The organism is Ruegeria sp. AL12, assembly GCF_056540885.1.
Map to the genome: position 1 here is coordinate 201,173 of NZ_JBQFXN010000004.1, position 17,589 is coordinate 218,761.

Here is a 17,589-nt window from a genome sequence, read left to right on the forward strand (position 1 = left end):
GATGGGTGTTCTGGAACACCCGGCCATGGCGACATAGCTATGGGATCAAAGGAGATCCGCATGACCAACCCGATCCTGTCCAACTGGACCACACCGTTTGAAATCGCCCCTTTTTCCGATATCTCGGATGATGATTTCTCGCCGGCACTGGAGCAGGCGATGAAAGAGCATAACGCCGAGATTGACACGATAGCGGCAAATCCGGATACCCCCACATTCGCCAACACGATCGAGGCGCTCGAGGCTGCGGGCGGGCAACTTGACAAGGTTCTGTCGGTCTTCTTCACGATTGCGGGCGCGGACAGCAACCCCAAGCGGGAAGAACTGCAACGCGCGTTTTCCCCCAAGCTTTCGGCGCATTTTTCGGGCATTTCTTCCAACAAGTTGCTGTTCAAGCGTGTGGCCGACCTATGGGCACGGCGCGATGATCTTGACCTGACCGAAGAACAGGCGCGTGTGCTGATGCTGACCCACCGGGGCTTTGTGCGTGCCGGCGCGGCATTGGAAGGGGACGAAGACGCCCGTATGCAAGAGATCAAGTCGCGCCTCGCGTCGCTGGGCACGTCGTTTACCCAGAACCTGCTGGCGGATGAGCGGGACTGGTACATGGATCTGACCGAAGAGGATCTGAACGGCCTGCCGGATTTCGTCGTGGATGCGGCGCGTGCCGCGGGGCAGGAGAAGAAAGCCAAGGGGCCGGTGGTCACCTTGTCACGGTCGCTGATCGTGCCGTTTCTGCAATTCTCGCCCCGCCGGGACCTGCGTGAAAAAGCCTATCGCGCCTGGGCCGCGCGCGGTGCCAATGGGGGCGAGACCGACAACCGAGACATCGCGGCCGAAATCCTGGCCTTGCGCGAAGAGCGTGCCAAGCTTCTGGGCTATGACACATTCGCCGACTACAAGCTGGAAACCGAGATGGCGCGCACGCCGGATCGGGTGCGCGAACTGTTGATGCAGGTCTGGGAACCGGCCAAGTCCCGCGCCGACGCCGACGCGGATGTTCTGACGCAGATGATGCAGGAAGACGGCATCAACGGCCCGCTGGAAGCTTGGGATTGGCGGTACTATGCTGAAAAGCGGCGCAAGGCGGAACACGATCTGGATGAGGCCGCGTTGAAACCCTATCTGCAACTGGATCGCATGATCGAGGCTTCGTTTGCCTGCGCCAACCGGCTTTTCGGGCTGGAATTCAAACCGTTGGACGTACCCCTCTATCACCCGGATTGCCGGGCTTGGGGCGTTACCCGCGACGGGCAGCATATTGCCGTATTTATCGGAGACTACTTTGCACGAGGGTCCAAGCGGTCAGGCGCCTGGTGCAGCGCGATGAGGGCGCAGGCCAAATTCCCAAAGAAGCAGACACCGGTGGTCATCAACGTCTGCAACTTTGCCAAGGGGGATCCCGCCCTGCTGTCCTATGATGACGCGCGGACCCTGTTTCATGAATTCGGCCATGCCCTGCACCAGATGCTGTCCAACGTGACATATGAAAGCATCTCGGGCACGTCCGTGGCGCGCGATTTCGTGGAATTGCCCAGCCAGCTTTACGAACACTGGCTGGAAGTGCCCGAGGTTCTTGCCGAGTTTGCGACCCATGCGGAAACGGGTGAGCCGATGCCGCAGGACATGCTGCAAAAGGTGCTGAAGGCGGCCAATTTCGATCAGGGATTCCAGACGGTGGAATATGTCGCCTCGGCCCTTGTTGATCTGGCCTTCCACGATGGCGAGGCGCCGTCAGATCCGATGGCGAAACAGTCAGAAGTTTTGGCCGGGTTGGGGATGCCGAAGGCCATTGGAATGCGCCACGCTACTCCGCATTTCGCGCATGTCTTTGCAGGCGATGGCTACAGCTCGGGGTACTACAGCTATATGTGGTCCGAAGTGATGGATGCCGACGCCTTTGCCGCCTTTGAAGAGGCGGGAGGTGCCTTTGACCCCGAACGCGCCAAAGCGTTGGAGGACAACATCCTGTCCACTGGCGGTTCGCGCGAGGCAGAAGACCTGTATCTGGCGTTCCGGGGAAGATTGCCGGGGGTTGACGCCCTGTTGAAAGGCCGCGGTCTGATCGCGGCCTGAAATCAGTAGCCCAAAGCGCGATCCACCAGGTGCACGAAGGGCTCTCCGGCTTCGCCGCGCCGGATGTTTTCGCAAATGACCTGCGCGGCTGTGGCCGGGCGGGTCTCGGACGCGATATGAGGGGTCACCGTCACGTTCGGATGTGCCCAATACGGATGATCGGGGGGCAGGGGCTCGACCCGGAACACATCCAGCGTCGCGTGACCGACCTGACCCGCGTTCAAGGCATCCAGCAGCGCATCGTCATCGATCAGAGGTCCGCGACCCGGGTTGATGATCCGCGCGCCCTTGGGCAGCAGGGCCAGCGTTTCTGCATTCAACGCGTTTTCGGTGGCAGCGGTGTCAGGCAGCAGCAGAGCCAGTATCTCGGCCTGGGAAAGCGCGTCACGTAGACCGTCAGGACCATGCAGGCAATTTACGCCGGGGATGTCCTTGGCGGTGCGGCTCCAGCCTGTGACCGTGAAATTCAGCGAGGCCAGGGCGCGGGCCGCGGCCTCGCCCAATGCGCCGAGGCCCAGAATGCACACTTTGCGCTCTTGCGCCAAAGGCGGGGCATCCGGGGCCCAGACGCCATCTTGGATGGTGATGTGGCGATCCATTCCCAGATGATAGCGCAGCACATGGCCCACCACCCATTCGGTCATACCCTGCGTCAGCCCGTGATCCACCATTCGCGCCAAGGGGACGGTCAGCGTGTCATTGTCCGCGATCTTTTCAACCCCGGCCCAGAGACTCAGAACCGCCTTCAGGCGCGTAAAGGGCGAAAAATCCAGTAACCCGCCATTCGGAGCGTAGACAACGTAATCGACCTGATCCGGGTCAAATTCCGTACCGAGCCGCGCCTCAACGCCGGCTTCCGCAAGGTATCGAGTGAGCAGCGGTTCATACACGGGCCACAGGGCAGGGCGCGCGGAAAACAGAACGTTTACGGGCATCGGGGGCCTTTCAGATCAGCGGGGACGATGGATATGAGCGCTTTGGACGATGCCGAACGCGGCCATCAGCACCAGCATGGCCGATCCGCCATAGCTGACCATTGGAAGAGGGACGCCCACAACCGGAGCCATGCCCATCACCATCGACATGTTGACGGCAAAGAACAAGAAGAAGTTCAGCGCGATGCCCAGAGTAACCAGTGACGAGAACCGATCCTTGGTGGCCAGTGCGGTCGCCATGCAGAACACAAGGATCAGGGCGTAGAGAGTCAAGAGCGTGATGCCACCGACGAACCCGAATTCCTCTGCGAGGGTGGTGAAGATGAAATCGGTGTGTTTCTCGGGCAGGAAGTTCAGCCGGGATTGCGTACCCTGCATGAAACCCCGCCCGTTCCAGCCCCCGGAACCAAGGGCGATCTTGGATTGCGTGATGTGATACCCGGCACCCAAAGGATCGGTAGAAGGGTCAAGAAACGTGTCGATCCGGCGGAACTGATAATCCTTGAGCAACTGCCATTCGGTCCCGCGACTGTTGAACACGGCGGCGATCAGGCCCACGACGGCGGCAATGACGGCCGCAAAGTAAGCCCAGTGGACACCCGCAAGAAACATCAGCCCGCCACCGGCAGCCAACAGCAGGATCGACGTGCCGAGATCCGGCTGCTTCAGAACCAGCAGCGTGGGCAGGACAATCAGAGCCACGGGAATAAAGACCCAAAGAGGGCGAGACGTCTTGTGCGATGGCAGCCAGTCGTAGTACGCCGCCAGAACCATGACCAGGGCCACCTTCATGACTTCTGAGGGTTGCAGGCGCATGAATCCAAGGTCGATCCAACGCTGCGCGCCCATGCCGATGGTGCCGAACAATTCCACGAATACCAGCAACGCAACCGACCCGAGATAGGCCAGCACGGACATGTTGCGCCAGAACCAGATCGGAACCAAAGCAATGATGAACATCGCGATCAGGCCAAGCCCGAACCGCTCCATCTGCGGTTCTGCCCAGGGTGTCCACGACCCGCCGGCAACCGAATACAGCATCAGGAACCCTGCGCTGGCCGTGCTGATCAGCAACAGGGTCAGCGGCCAGTTCATGTACAGGAATTTCCGAAACCCCGACGGTGTGGATTTCACGGCATATTCTAGATAGCTCATGCGCGGTCCTTTCCATCGGGACGCGCTTTGGGGCGACGGTCGCCCTCGAGCCGTTTTTGCTGTTCCTTGATGCGCTCGCGGTCGGCCACCGGATATGCCTCAAGCGGCGGAGTACCGTTGTAGAGCGCCTGAAGCATGATGTCGCGGGCCACCGGTGCCGCCGCCTTGGACCCGCCGCCGCCATGTTCAACGACCACGGCAACCGCGTATTTCGGATTGTCATAGGGCGCGAAGCAGACGAACAAGGCGTGGTCGCGACGTTCCCATGGCAGGTCTTCGTTGCGTATAACGCCGGCGGCACGCTCGGCCTTGGTGATGTTGCGGACCTGGCTGGTGCCGGTTTTGCCGGCCATGCGGAACTCGTCTGCGATGATGCGACTGCGATAGGCCGTCCCCCGCCGATCATTCGAGACCGAGTACATGGCCTTGCGCACCTGTTCCAGATTGTAGGCGTTGATGTCCAGCGGTTCCCCTGCGCCCGAAGGCTGCTCGACACCGTCGATCGATCGTACAAGGCGCGGTGTCACAGATCGGCCGGTGGCGATACGAGCCGTCATGACGGCCAGTTGAAGCGGTGATGCCAGCATGAACCCTTGCCCGATGGACGCGTTGGCCGTGTCGCCCACCAGCCAATCCTGACCGTGTGTCCGCTGCTTCCATTCCTGGTTGGGGGCAAGTCCAGCGGCAACCGCCGACATCGGAATATCGTGCTTGACGCCCAGCCCCAATGTACGGGCCATTTCGGATATTTTGTCGATCCCGACCCGCAAAGCCACGTCGTAGTAATAGACGTCGCAGCTGCGTTTAAGCGACAGGTTCAGATCGACCGTACCATGCCCGCCGCGCTTCCAGCAGTGGAACCTGCGGCTGCCGACCTTCAGATGCCCGGGGCAGTACACTGTGTTTCCAGGGCCTATTACGCCGGCCTCCAGCGCGGCCAAGGCAGTGACCATCTTGAACGTCGACCCCGGAGGATAAGTGCCTTGTACGGACTTGTTGGCCAGAGGGCGATACTTGTCCCCCGTCAATGCCCGATAATCCGCGACCGAGATACCGCGCACAAACAGATTTGGATCGAAACTGGGCGTAGAGCTGACAGCCCGCAGGTCCCCGGTTTCGCAATCCAGAACAATTGCAGCCGCGCTTTCACCTGCCAGCCGCGCTTGCGCATATTGTTGCAGGTCGGCATCGATCGCCAATTGCAAGTCCGCACCCGGCTGACCTTCCTGCCGGTCCAGCTCGCGCATGACGCGCCCTGTGGCGTTGACTTCGACACGCTTTGCGCCGGCTTTGCCACGCAAGGCAATTTCCTGCTTGGCTTCCAACCCGACCTTGCCAATCTGAAACCTGGGAATTCGCAAAACCGGCTCGGGGTCTTCGAGTTTGCTGAGATCGTAGTCGCTGACCGGGCCGACATAGCCGACGATATGGGCGAAATCCTCATAGCGTGGGTATTGCCGTGTCAGGCCGACCTCGGGCGTCACACCCGGAAGGGCCGGGGCATTGACTGCGACTTTCGAGATGTCTTCCCACGTGACCTGATCCGCCAGAGTGACCGGCAGGAACGGCGCTGATCGGCGCATTTCGGTCCGGGCGCGTTCGATCTCATCGTCGTTCAGCGGGATGAGTTCCGACAATTTGGCAATCACCTTGTCGACGTCGCCTGCGTCTTCACGCACGATGACGATGCGATAGGATGGTGAGTTCTGACCGATGATCTGCCCGTTGCGATCATAGATACGTCCACGGGTTGGCGGGATCAGTCGAATGTTGATGCGGTTTTCTTCGGCCAGCAGGCGGTATTCGTCGGCCTGATCCACCTGCATGAAACGCATCCGTGCGGCCAGCCCGCCGATAAAAGCCGCCTGCAAACCGCCCAGCAGCAGCGCCCGGCGTGGCAGGCGTTTATAGGCAAGGCCCTGCGACTTGGGTTTGCGTTGTTTCATGTTCCGCCCCCTACGGCTCCGGCATCCGCAGCAGACAGGCGGTGGACGCCAAATACGCTTTGGCTCAACAGCACGATGAACGGGTAGAAGGCGATTGTCAGCACAAGTTGCATCACGACTGGCCACAAAGCGGCCTGCTGCACCGACAAGATCGACAAAACGACTCTGTTCGTCAAAAACACCATGGCAATCACCACACCGACGGACATCCATTCTCCGACAAATCCAGTGTCCTTCATACCCGGAGCGGCAGAGCGCAGATAGGCTGTGCCAAACACCACCAGCGCAGCCAGAAGGCCGGGCGGGCGTTGCAGCAAAAGATCCGCCATCAGCATGACAAACGCGACCAACAGGGTGGGCACATAATCGGGGCGCCGCAATACCCAGGCAAAGGTCAGCGCAACCAATACATCAGGAAAAGGCCAGCGATCCGGTTGTGCATCAAGCGGCAGCAGGTGCATGAACAGCACGACAAAGGCCAGCGCAACGTAAAGGCCGCGCATGGCCCAGTTGTATGAGGCGGGCCTATCCATCGCTTACCTCATCCGGTACAAGCGCAGTTTCGGGCCGAGTTGGCCCGACGATCCCACCCGGATCCTGAATTGGCGGGGGCGAATTGAAGCGCAGAACGCGAAGAAACTCGAGCCGTTCAAAATCCGCTGAAAGGCGAACGCGCAGACGGCCGCCCGGATCCGCGGCGATCTGGCCGATCAAAAGGCCTGCCGGAAAAACGCCTCCGTCGCCGGATGTGATCACCCGATCACCGGGGCGGACCAGCTCTCGGTTTTCCAGGAATTCGACCACTGGGGCCGGAGTATTGTCTCCTTTGATCAACGCGGTCTGGCCAGAAGGCTGAATCGTTGCCGGAATGGCACTGGTGGCATCCGTCACCAGGATCACCCGAGCCGTATCTGGCCCGACGCCGGAAATTCGGCCAACCAGCCCGATGCCATCCATCGTGGCCCAGCCATCAACGATCCCGTCGCGTTCCCCCACATTCAACAGGACGGACTGCCGGAAGGGTGACCCGCTGTCGGCCATCACAACACCCGTGATGTATGTCAGGCGCGGGTCGAGGCGGACATTGTTCAGATCCAACAGCCGCGCATTTTCCTGCTCCAATTGCAGTGCGGCCTCTTTCCAAGCACGCATCAGGCGCAGTTCGCTGCGCAGCTCGCGGTTCTGCTCGCTCAGACGCTGGTAGCTTTGGAAATCACGCACAAGGTTCACAGCGGCAGTCACCGGCACCATGGCCCAATCCATCGACGGTACGACTGCGTCCACCACCTGCGCGCGGAACCGCTCGACGCGCGGGCTGTCGATCCGCCAGACTAGAAAGATGCCCAGCAAGCACAGAATGACGATCCCCAGCAACAAGCGGCGCAGAGGGGTCGTGTAGTCATCGCGCTGTGATCGGTCTTTTGCCACAGGTTACCTTCCCGTGCTGCTCGTGCCGAATTCAGACTGCCCCCGAAAGGTGCGCGCCTCAGCTTTCGTAGTCAATCGCGTGGCGCAGCTGTTTTTCGTATTCTAGCGCCTTGCCGGTGCCCAAAGCCACACAATTCAGGCTTTCGTCCGCGATGGACACGGCCAGGCCAGTCTGTTCGCGCAGGGCCAGATCCAGATCACCCAGAAGCGCGCCACCGCCGGTCAACATAACCCCGCGATCCACGATATCGGCGGCCAGATCGGGTGGAGTGGTTTCCAGCGCAGTCATCACCGCTTCGCAGATCTGCTGGACGGGTTCCGACAGTGCCTCGGCGACCTGGGCCTGGCTGATCTCGATTTCCTTGGGTACGCCGTTCAACAGGTCACGACCCCGGATATGCATTGACTGGCCGCGGCCATCATCAGGCATCCGCGCCGTGCCGATGGTGGTCTTGATCCGCTCGGCGGTAGATTCACCGACCAGCAGGTTCTGCTGGCGACGCAGGTACGAGATGATGGCTTCATCCATGCGGTCGCCACCCACGCGGACCGAGCGGGCATAGACGATGTCGCCCAGCGACAGAACCGCCACTTCGGTTGTACCACCACCGATGTCGACGACCATGTTGCCGGTCGGGTCGGTGATCGGCATGCCCGCGCCGATGGCGGCGGCGATCGGTTCGGCGATCAGGCCGGCGCGGCGGGCACCAGCGGACAGAACCGACTGACGGATCGCCCGCTTTTCAACGGGTGTCGCGCCATGGGGGACGCAGACGATGATCTTGGGCTTCGAGAAAGTCGAACGCTTGTGAACCTTGCGGATGAAGTGCTTGATCATTTCTTCGGCTGTATCGAAGTCGGCAATCACACCTTCGCGCATGGGGCGGATGGCTTCGATCGAACCGGGCGTCCGGCCCAGCATCAGCTTGGCATCTTCGCCGACAGCCAGAACTTTCTTCACGCCGTCCTTGACGTGATAGGCAACCACGGAAGGCTCAGACAGGATGACACCGCGCCCCTTGACGTAAACCAGCGTGTTTGCCGTTCCAAGGTCGATGGCCATGTCCGCTGTGAACAGGCCGCCCAGATTGCCAAAGATCCCCATGTTTCCCCTGATCCTGTATGTCGGTTTTTCTACTGCCCGCGACTCGACGGTTCCGGGACGGATGACTTATAGGGTGCCATCACGCCCGGTAAAAGGGCTGATTCCGCGACAATCAGCACCTTTCCGCCTTATTGAATGGGACTTTAGAAGGCAAAATGCTCTCTTATCAACACATTTACCACGCCGGGAATCTGGCTGATGTCCAAAAGCACGCATTGCTGGCCTGGGTGCTGAATTATCTGACGCAGAAGGACAAGCCGCTCAGCTATGTCGAAACGCACTCCGGGCGGGGGCTGTACCAGTTGGACGCGGACGAATCCATGCGGACGGGCGAGGCGGCGGCAGGAATCGCGCGCGCGCAACGAGAAGGGTGGTTCGGCCCCGGACATCCGATGGCGCGGGTTCTGAAAAACATACAGGCCCGGCACGGCGACGCGGCCTATCCGGGGTCGCCGATGATTGCAGCACATCTGTTGCGGGATCAGGACAGTTTGCATTTTGCCGAGCTGCACCCCCAGGAACATGCCGCGCTGTCTTTGGCAATGTCACCGTTCGGGGCGAAGGTGTATCGGCAGGACGGGTTTGAACTGGTGCAATCCCTGCTGCCTCCGACGCCGCGACGGGGGCTTTTGCTGATTGACCCAAGCTATGAGGTGAAGACCGATTACGATCGACTGCCCGGAGTGATTGCCAAACTGCACCGGAAATGGAATGTCGGGGTGATCGCACTTTGGTACCCGGTTCTGACGGACAAACGCCACGCCCGGATGATCGCGACGCTTGAGGCGCAAAACTTCCCCAAAGCCATTTGTCATGAGGTGACATTTCCACCGGTGCGCGAGGGGCATCGGATGGTGGGATCAGGGATGTTCATTCTGAACGCACCATTCGGCATCGAGGAAGAGACGACACGCCTGTCGCAGCTATTTGCAGGTCTCTGAGGCAGGCCAAGAAATGCAACCGATACTCCCGCCCTGTTTGCCCGCATCAGAGATGCCGTCAAACATGTTGGGCCCGGCAGCGCGCCGCAGGCGCGCTGCCGGGCCCAAAGCTGCAAGGGTGCTCGGCGCAGCCGGGCAACCGCAGGTGCGGGAACCCCTCACCGTGCCAATTTGGATCAGGTCAGGTCTTTGTAGCTGATTTCGCGGGCATCCGCGCCCGGGCCGGTCTTTTCTCGGCGCACGATCAGGCGGTTCAGCGCGTGGATATAGGCTTTGGCCGAAGCCACGACGGTATCCGTGTTCGCCGACTGACCCGTGGCGATCATGCCATCTTCTTCCAGCCTGACCGAAACCGTGGCCTGCGCATCTGTGCCTTCGGTCACCGCATGAACCTGATACAGCTGCAAACGGGCCGTGTTGGGGTGAATCGCGCGGATCGCCTTGAAGGTCGCGTCTACCGGTCCGTCACCGTGTTCAGTTGCGATGACGTCCTTGCCGTCGACTTCCAGCTCGACAGTCGCTTCCGCTTGCCCGCCGGTGCCGCAGGTGACTTTCATCGACACCAATTGCAGATAGTCGTCCGCCTCGTCCAACGTCATCAGCGCAATGAGATCGTCGTCGAACACTTCTTTCTTGCGATCCGCCAGATCCTTGAACCGCACGAAGATGTCTTTGAGTTGATTGTCGCCAACTTCAAAGCCCAGCGTTTCCAGTTTGTCGCGCAGAGCCGCGCGGCCCGAGTGCTTGCCCAGAGGCAGGGATGTGCCCGACAGGCCGATATCCTCGGGGCGCATGATCTCGAAATTGTCGCGGTTCTTGAGCATGCCGTCCTGATGGATGCCGCTTTCGTGGGCAAACGCGTTCTTGCCGACGATGGCCTTGTTGAACTGCACGTTGAAGCCCGACACGGTCGCGACCCGGCGCGAGATATGCATGATCTTGGTCGTGTCGATCCCGGTGTGGAAGGGCATGATGTCATTGCGCGTGCGTATTGCCATCACGACCTCTTCCAGGGCGGTGTTGCCGGCGCGTTCGCCCAGGCCGTTGATGGTGCATTCGATCTGGCGCGCGCCACCGATGACGGCCGCCAGTGAGTTCGCTGTCGCCATGCCGAGGTCGTTGTGACAATGGGTGGCAAAGATCACCTCATCTGCGCCCGGAACCGTTTCGATCAGGCGTTTGATCAGGTCCGCTGATTCCAGCGGCGCAGTATATCCCACGGTGTCGGGGATGTTGATGGTGGTCGCCCCGGCCTTGATCGCGATTTCGATGACGCGGCACAGGTAATCCCATTCGGTCCGGGTCGCGTCCATCGGCGACCACTGCACGTTTTCGCACAGGTTGCGCGCGTGGCTGACCGTTTCGTGGATTTTGTCAGCCATCTCGTCCTGTGTCAGGTTCGGAATGGCGCGGTGCAGCGGAGAGGTGCCGATGAAGGTGTGAATGCGGTTCTGTTCCGCGTGTTTGACCGCCTCCCAGCAGCGGTCGATATCGGCGAAATTGGCGCGTGCCAGACCGCAGATACGGGCGTTCTTGGCGTTCTTGGCGATCTCGGATACCGCTTTGAAGTCACCTTCGGATGCGATCGGAAAACCGGCTTCGATGATGTCGACGCCCATGTCATCCAGCAGCTCGGCAATCTCGAGCTTTTCGTCATGGGTCATGGTCGCGCCTGGGCTCTGCTCGCCGTCGCGCAAAGTGGTATCGAAGATCAAGACACGGTCTTGGTCGGTCACGTTGGTCATGGGAATCTCTTTCTTGTCTGTCCTAAAGCCTGTTGGCGCGCTGGCGTCCTCCTCTGAGCGGGCGCGCCGGATGGCACGCTCAGAGGCGGATTAGGATCAGTAGGCCACGCAGAACCGCGCCGCGAGGGGCGGCTTTGGCAAAAGGGATATCTGCGCAGTTGATCATGGGTTTGAGGTTATACAGACGCCGCCGGGAATGAAAAGAACCAATTTTCGACAAGTTGCGGCGTAGGGGGTTGGAAATTCCCTGTCCCTTGATTGATCCGTCCATGCCGCTAGCTGGTCGCAGATGGATACTGCTTTGATCATTGGTGCGTCCGGCGGGATCGGTGCGGCCGTACGCGAGCAATTGGAGGCGCGGGGCGTTGCGGTGACGTGCCTCTCGCGCTCTGTCGAGGGGTTCGATCTGATGGAACCAGATCGAGCAAGCCGGATGCTTGAACGCCTATCGGGCCCGTTCGATCTTGTTCTTGTCGCTTCCGGGGCGCTGGAGATTTCAGGCAATGCGCCCGAAAAGACCATTCGATCTGTTTCGGCAAGGGCAATGATGGACCAGTTTGCTCTGAATGCCGTTGGTCCGGCGTTGGTGCTAAGCCGGGCCCATCAGTTGTTGCCGCGACAGCGGCGTTCGGTATTTGCTGTATTGTCCGCGCGGGTCGGGTCCATTGGCGACAATCGGATGGGCGGCTGGATCAGCTACCGCGCGGCCAAGGCCGCGGTCAATCAAATCGTCCATACGTCGGCAATTGAATTGGCCCGGACCCATAAACAGGCGATATGTGTTGCGCTGCATCCCGGCACGGTCAAAACAGAGTTTACTCGGAAATATCTGGGCCGGCATCCCGCCGTTGAACCCGGTGAAGCCGCGCGCAACCTGATGTCCGTGATCGGCGGGTTGCGCCCGGCGGATACCGGTGGGTTCTTTGACTGGGCCGGAAAACCTGTTCCCTGGTGAACGATCATTCGCCAGACGGATCTGGCTGTGCCGCCTCTGAACCCGGGTCTATCTGCTGTGCCGGAGCGTCTGCGTCGCCCTGCTGGTCCTGGGTTTGATTTGGCAAAACCCCGTTTTCCCAGATACCGGTTTCTTCTTGCCCGTTGGCATAGCGCATGGTTCCGCTGCCCTGCCTTTTGTTGTCGACAAAGTTGCCCTCATAGACGTCACCGTTCGAATAGGTCGCTATGCCTTCGCCGTTGATTTTGCCTTCGGACCAGTCGCCGACATATTTGAACCCGGCAGGGGTCACGATTTCTCCTTTGCCGTGGCGCTTACCGTTCACGAAATCCCCGGTGTATACCGTGCCGTCAGAGTAGGTCGCCTTGCCTTTTCCCTGACGAACCCCGTTGACCCAGTCTCCGTCATATATCGAACCGTCCGCGCGGGTCATCACACCCTTGCCGTGGCTTTGTGCGTTTTTGAACTGACCCTCATAGATCATGCCGGTGGCATAGGTCGCCGTACCCTGGCCTTCGATGACGCCGGCGATCCACTCACCCTCGTAAGTGGAGCCGTCGGGATAGGTGATGCGGCCGTTTCCTTCCGCCAGATCGGCCACGAAATCGCCCACGTAAACCGAACCGTCGGGATAGGTCAGCTCACCCAGGCCTTCTATCTGACCCTGGTTCCAGTCGCCGGTGTACACAAATCCATCGGTTCCGGTGAACGTGCCTTTGCCATGGCGGCGATCATCGACAAAATCGCCCTCGTAGACGTCCCCTGACGCGTGAGTTACTTTGCCTTTGCCCTGACGGCGCCCCTGCACAAGCTCGCCTTCATACACATCACCATTGGCATAGGTCAGGCGACCTGTCCCGGTGATCTGGTCCTGCGTCCATTCGCCTTCGTATACCATTCCGTCAGGCATTGTCTGGGTGCCCGTGCCATCGCGCAAGCCGGCGTTGACATCGCCTTCGTAAACGCTGCCATCGGCATAGGTAATCGTGGCCTTGCCTTGCCGCTGACCCTCCACCCAATCGCCATCGTAGACATACCCATCGGGAAAGGTCAGTTTGCCCTTGCCGTGCCGTTGTGCGTTCCTGAACTCACCCTCATAGCGCGAGCCATTGGCAAATTCAGCGACGCCCGTGCCGTTGATGGATCCGTTGGACCATTCTCCATCATAGCTGCTGCCATTGGCGTAAACGATCTTGCCGCGCCCGTCAGGCTGACCTTTGACGAACGCCCCTTCATAAACCGATCCATCCGGGTACTTGGTGACGCCCTGGCCTTGAATTTCACCTTCCACCCACTGGCCGGTGTATTCGAACCCGTTGGGCAGCCGATACGTACCCGTCCCGTGGCGCAGGCCATTCTCATAAGTGCCCTCGTAGACGCCGCCCACTTCGTCATCCTTGACGATAATCGTGCCGTCCTGCGCAAAAGCGGTCGCAGTTGCCAGGCTCATGGCCACAGCCCCAATTGAGTTTCGGATCACGTTCATTTTGGTCCTGCCTGCCGGATCATCGTTGGTTGCATCCCTGGGCGCAAAACTAGGGTACCGTCGAGGGCAGGGCAACGGGTTTTGCCGCATTGGCCTTTTACTCGCGCGATGATCTGCTAAATGGCAATAGGACTGACGAGGCAAGAGGGCAGCATGGCCGACCGTTTCCGCATCATTCTGGCGCAACTGAACCCGACCGTAGGGGATATCGACGGCAACGCGGCCAAGGTCGTTGCTGCGTGGGAACAGGGCAAGGCGGCGGGGGCCGATCTGGTGGCGTTCCCCGAGATGTTCATCACCGGATACAACACGCAGGATCTGGTGCTGAAGCCTGTGTTTCATCGCGCGGCCATGGATGCGGTCGAGTCTCTGGCCGCGACATGCGCCGATGGGCCCGCGATTGCCCTGGGTGGTCCGTGGGTCGATGATGGAAAGTTGTACAATGCCTATCTGATCCTGAAGGGGGGGCGGATCACCAGCAAGGTTCTGAAGCACCACCTGCCGAATGAGACTGTTTTCGACGAAGTGCGCCTGTATGATGCGGGTCCTCTGGGCGGGCCGTATTCGGTTGGCAACTTCCGGATCGGCAGCCCCATCTGCGAGGATGGCTGGCACCCGGATGTGGCGGAAACCCTTGAGGAAACCGGGGCCGAGTTTCTGCTGATCCCCAATGGGTCGCCCTATTTCCGGAACAAATACGATGTACGTCTGAACCATATGGTCGCGCGCGTGGTCGAAACGGGCCTGCCGCTGATCTACCTGAACATGGTCGGCGGGCAGGACGATCAGGTCTTTGACGGCGCCAGCTTCGGTCTCAACCCGGGCGGAGAGCTGGCCTTCCGGATGCCGGTATTCGACGAAGTGGTTGCGCAGGTGGATCTTGAGCGTGGCGATGATGGCTGGCGCATTGTGCCGGCAGAAATCGTGCCCCAGCCAGATGTGTGGGAGCAGGATTATCGCGCGATGGTGCAGTCCCTGCGGGACTATATGGGCAAGACCGGTTTCAAAAAGGCAGTTCTGGGACTGTCCGGAGGGATCGATTCCGCCTTGGTGGCGACCATCGCGGTGGATGCCATCGGGGCCGACAATGTTCGCTGCGTGATGTTGCCGTCGGAATATACCAGCCAAGCGTCATTGGACGATGCCGAGGCCGTCGCCAAGGCGCTGGGTGTGCACTATGACCATGTGCCGATTTCGGAAAGCCGGGCTGCCGTCACCAACACGCTTGCTCCGCTATTTGCGGGGTTGGACGAAGGCTTGACCGAGGAGAACATTCAGTCGCGCCTGCGCGGGCTTTTGCTGATGGCGATTTCGAACAAGTTTGGTGAAATGCTGTTGACCACCGGCAACAAGTCCGAGGTCGCGGTGGGCTATGCCACGATCTATGGCGACATGAATGGCGGCTACAACCCGATCAAGGATCTGTACAAGACCCGCGTGTTCGAAACCTGCCGCTGGCGCAACGCCAACCATCGAGACTGGATGATGGGGCCTGACGGAGAGGTCATTCGCCCCTCCGTCATCGACAAACCCCCCAGCGCCGAACTGCGCGAAGATCAGAAGGACAGTGACAGCCTGCCGGACTATCCCGTGCTGGACGCGATACTTGACATTCTGGTCGATCAGGATGGCTCCATCGCGGATTGCGTCGCCGCCGGATATGACGAGGCGGACGCGCGAAAGGTCGAGCACCTGATCTATATCAGCGAGTACAAACGGTTCCAGTCCGCTCCGGGCACGCGCTTGAGCAAGCGGGCATTCTGGCTGGACCGGCGGTACCCGATCGTAAATCGCTGGCGTGATCGTCACTGAAATCGAAGCCAAGCTCGTCAGATCGGAAACAGTGAAGTTTCCGATCTGTGTATTGTTCCCTGATCGAAGGGCAAAGCCCGTGCAGCCGGGCGAAAAAGGCCGTCCCTGGCTTGCTTGGGTGACATTTTTCTGACACATTTTTGCTTGGAAGTTGCCCAATGTGGGGCGGATGCGACGCATTGTCGTTGATGGCGAAAGCCGAATGTGGCGAACGCAGCGTATCCGGGGTTGGATGTCTGAGTGAATGGTTTGGTGTTAAAATGTACGAGGATTATGAAAGATCGCTTCATGCGCCTTTGAAATGGCGCACAATGGAATCTCCGCCGCAAGAATTGGATGAAGAAAAGCTGGATGCGGCAATTGCCGATCTGTTGAATGAGCAGCGGCAGTCGGAAGATCAGAAAGCGGCCATGCTGCGGCCAGAGTTTCCGCAATTGCTTCCTCAGGAAGACGTATCCGCGCAAGCGGCGCTGAAGGAAAAGCGGTTGTCGGCGATCTTGCGCCAGAAATGGGCGGAACTGTCCGGCGCAGCGTAACCTTCGGCCCCGCGCTTATAACCTCAGGCGTCTGGGTCACAGATGCCGAAAATCGTATGTTGCGGTGGCAGTTTGTATTGCCCATGCTTTGTCTTTTGGTCTCCATGGCGGTCCAAGCGACAGAGTAAGGCCTATTGATGACCGCGCCCAAACCGACTCCTGTAGAACCTGATCTTGCCCTGCCCAAAACCGTTGATGTCGTGGTCATCGGCGGCGGAATCATCGGCGTTTCAACCGCATTGGAACTGGCAGAGCGGGGCGCTTCGGTTCTTGTGTGCGAAAAAGGGCAGATTGCAGCCGAACAAAGTTCACGCAATTGGGGGTGGGTCCGTCTTGGGATGCGGGACCCAAGAGAGATACCCCTGATGCAGGAATCGTTGCGCATCTGGCAGACGCTCGATGACCGGCTGGACCGCAAGACAGGTTACACCCGATCCGGTATCCTTTTTGGCGCATCCGGCAGGCGGGATGCCGGCAACATGGAACGTTGGTTGCACCATGTCGAAGGATTGCAGACCGGCGCGCGGATGGTTTCGGGCGGTGAGTTGGCAGATCTTCTGCACGGCAACCAATCGGGCTTTGAATCCGCTTTGTACATGCCGCAGGACGGTCGTGCCGAACCGCAATGGACAGCCCCCGCCATTGCCGAAGCTGCGCGGGCTCGGGGCGCAGTGATCATGACGAATTGCGCCGTGCGCAGTGTGGACGTTCAGGCTGGACGTATCGCCGGTGTCTTCACCGAGCGCGGCAAAGTTGCCAGCGGCCGCGTCGTTCTGGCCGGGGGCGCGTGGTCGCGCCTGTTTGCAGGCAATGCGGGGATCGAACTGCCGCAGCTGAAGGTTCTGAATACGGTTCTGCGCACATCCCCCATCGCAGAGGGGCCCGAGGTGTCGTTGTGGTCGGATGATTTCGCAATCCGAAAACGGGCTGATGGCGGTTACACAATTGCGTCCGGTCATGAGAATACCGTGGACATCGTGCCGGACAGTTTTCGATTGGCGATGCAGTTCCTGCCGGCTTTTGTGCAGGAGTGGAAATCTCTGCGCTTTCGCCTATCCAAACGCTGGACGATCGAAGCACAACAAAACCGGAGATGGTTGCCAACCGATGTGACGCCGTTCGAAAAGTGCCGGATCCTGGACCCCGAGCCGTCTCAAAAAGCACTGCGACGCGCCAGGGACAGTGCATGCAAGGGATACCCCGCTGTGCAAACGGGCGAGATCGTACAAAGCTGGGCAGGTATGATCGATGTGACGCCGGATGCCATTCCCGTCATCTCGGGCGTGGATGATCTGCCGGGAATGTACATTGCCACGGGGTTTTCAGGCCATGGCTTTGGAATCGGCCCCGGGGCGGGGCGGCTGATGGCTGATCTGGTTGCCGAAACAACGCCTTGCGTGGACCCGGCCGCCTTTCGCTTGTCGCGGTTCAGTGACGGTTCAAAAGTGCGGCCGGATCCGGGGTACTGA

General features: G+C 60.0%; 14 protein-coding genes. 6 read left to right on the top strand and 8 right to left on the bottom strand.

The genetic code is table 11. From position 1 onward, the window contains the following. Window positions 1-60: 60 nt before the first annotated feature. Window positions 61-2,076, top strand: a complete 2,016-nt coding sequence (locus ACR0C6_RS13440; RefSeq protein WP_480619721.1) for a M3 family metallopeptidase — start codon at window positions 61-63, stop codon at window positions 2,074-2,076. Between the two features lie 2 nt (window positions 2,077-2,078). Here ACR0C6_RS13440 and ACR0C6_RS13445 read toward each other — a convergent pair whose 3' ends face one another. The 6 genes from ACR0C6_RS13445 to ACR0C6_RS13470 are packed head-to-tail and all read right to left on the bottom strand — an operon-like array spanning window position 2,079 to window position 8,645. Next, on the bottom strand, window positions 2,079-3,011 hold the full coding sequence (locus ACR0C6_RS13445; RefSeq protein WP_480446754.1) for a 2-hydroxyacid dehydrogenase: 933 nt from the start codon (window positions 3,009-3,011) through the stop codon (window positions 2,079-2,081). Between the two features lie 15 nt (window positions 3,012-3,026). Then, a complete protein-coding gene (gene rodA / locus ACR0C6_RS13450) occupies window positions 3,027-4,166 on the bottom strand; it encodes a rod shape-determining protein RodA (protein WP_480446753.1) in 1,140 nt (379 codons plus the stop codon). Beyond that, the gene (gene mrdA, locus ACR0C6_RS13455) at window positions 4,163-6,112 is read right to left on the bottom strand and encodes a penicillin-binding protein 2 (RefSeq protein WP_171119658.1); all 1,950 of its coding nucleotides are present in this window, start codon (window positions 6,110-6,112) and stop codon (window positions 4,163-4,165) included. Before mrdA ends, rodA begins: the two co-directional genes overlap by 4 nt. Continuing rightward, a complete protein-coding gene (locus tag ACR0C6_RS13460) occupies window positions 6,109-6,645 on the bottom strand; it encodes a rod shape-determining protein MreD (RefSeq protein ID WP_171119657.1) in 537 nt (178 codons plus the stop codon). Before ACR0C6_RS13460 ends, mrdA begins: the two co-directional genes overlap by 4 nt. Continuing rightward, a complete protein-coding gene (mreC, locus tag ACR0C6_RS13465; RefSeq protein WP_480619724.1) occupies window positions 6,638-7,540 on the bottom strand; it encodes a rod shape-determining protein MreC in 903 nt (300 codons plus the stop codon). Before mreC ends, ACR0C6_RS13460 begins: the two co-directional genes overlap by 8 nt. Window positions 7,541-7,598: 58 nt before the next feature. Then, a complete protein-coding gene (locus ACR0C6_RS13470) occupies window positions 7,599-8,645 on the bottom strand; it encodes a rod shape-determining protein (protein ID WP_039523195.1) in 1,047 nt (348 codons plus the stop codon). A gap of 155 nt (window positions 8,646-8,800) precedes the next feature. On the opposite strand from ACR0C6_RS13470, the gene ACR0C6_RS13475 reads away from it, so the two are divergent. Continuing rightward, window positions 8,801-9,586 (top strand): 23S rRNA (adenine(2030)-N(6))-methyltransferase RlmJ, encoded by a 786-nt coding sequence (locus ACR0C6_RS13475; RefSeq protein ID WP_171641712.1) that lies wholly within the window; start codon window positions 8,801-8,803, stop codon window positions 9,584-9,586. A 176-nt stretch (window positions 9,587-9,762) separates the two neighbouring features. Here ACR0C6_RS13475 and ACR0C6_RS13480 read toward each other — a convergent pair whose 3' ends face one another. Beyond that, window positions 9,763-11,331, bottom strand: coding sequence for a 2-isopropylmalate synthase (locus tag ACR0C6_RS13480; RefSeq protein WP_480619726.1), 1,569 nt, complete (start codon window positions 11,329-11,331; stop codon window positions 9,763-9,765). A 289-nt stretch (window positions 11,332-11,620) separates the two neighbouring features. Here ACR0C6_RS13480 and ACR0C6_RS13485 point away from each other — a divergent pair, with 289 nt between their 5' ends. Beyond that, window positions 11,621-12,286, top strand: a complete 666-nt coding sequence (locus ACR0C6_RS13485) for an SDR family NAD(P)-dependent oxidoreductase (protein WP_480446751.1) — start codon at window positions 11,621-11,623, stop codon at window positions 12,284-12,286. A gap of 4 nt (window positions 12,287-12,290) precedes the next feature. Here ACR0C6_RS13485 and ACR0C6_RS13490 read toward each other — a convergent pair whose 3' ends face one another. Then, window positions 12,291-13,772, bottom strand: a complete 1,482-nt coding sequence (locus tag ACR0C6_RS13490; RefSeq protein ID WP_480446750.1) for an MORN repeat-containing protein — start codon at window positions 13,770-13,772, stop codon at window positions 12,291-12,293. A 153-nt stretch (window positions 13,773-13,925) separates the two neighbouring features. Here ACR0C6_RS13490 and ACR0C6_RS13495 point away from each other — a divergent pair, with 153 nt between their 5' ends. From ACR0C6_RS13495 to ACR0C6_RS13505, 3 genes are all read left to right on the top strand, one after another. Next, a complete protein-coding gene (locus ACR0C6_RS13495) occupies window positions 13,926-15,584 on the top strand; it encodes an NAD+ synthase (RefSeq protein WP_480619728.1) in 1,659 nt (552 codons plus the stop codon). Between the two features lie 188 nt (window positions 15,585-15,772). Continuing rightward, the gene (locus tag ACR0C6_RS13500; RefSeq protein WP_480619730.1) at window positions 15,773-16,120 is read left to right on the top strand and encodes a hypothetical protein; all 348 of its coding nucleotides are present in this window, start codon (window positions 15,773-15,775) and stop codon (window positions 16,118-16,120) included. Window positions 16,121-16,257: 137 nt separating this feature from the next. After that, on the top strand, window positions 16,258-17,589 hold the full coding sequence (locus ACR0C6_RS13505; RefSeq protein WP_480619732.1) for an NAD(P)/FAD-dependent oxidoreductase: 1,332 nt from the start codon (window positions 16,258-16,260) through the stop codon (window positions 17,587-17,589).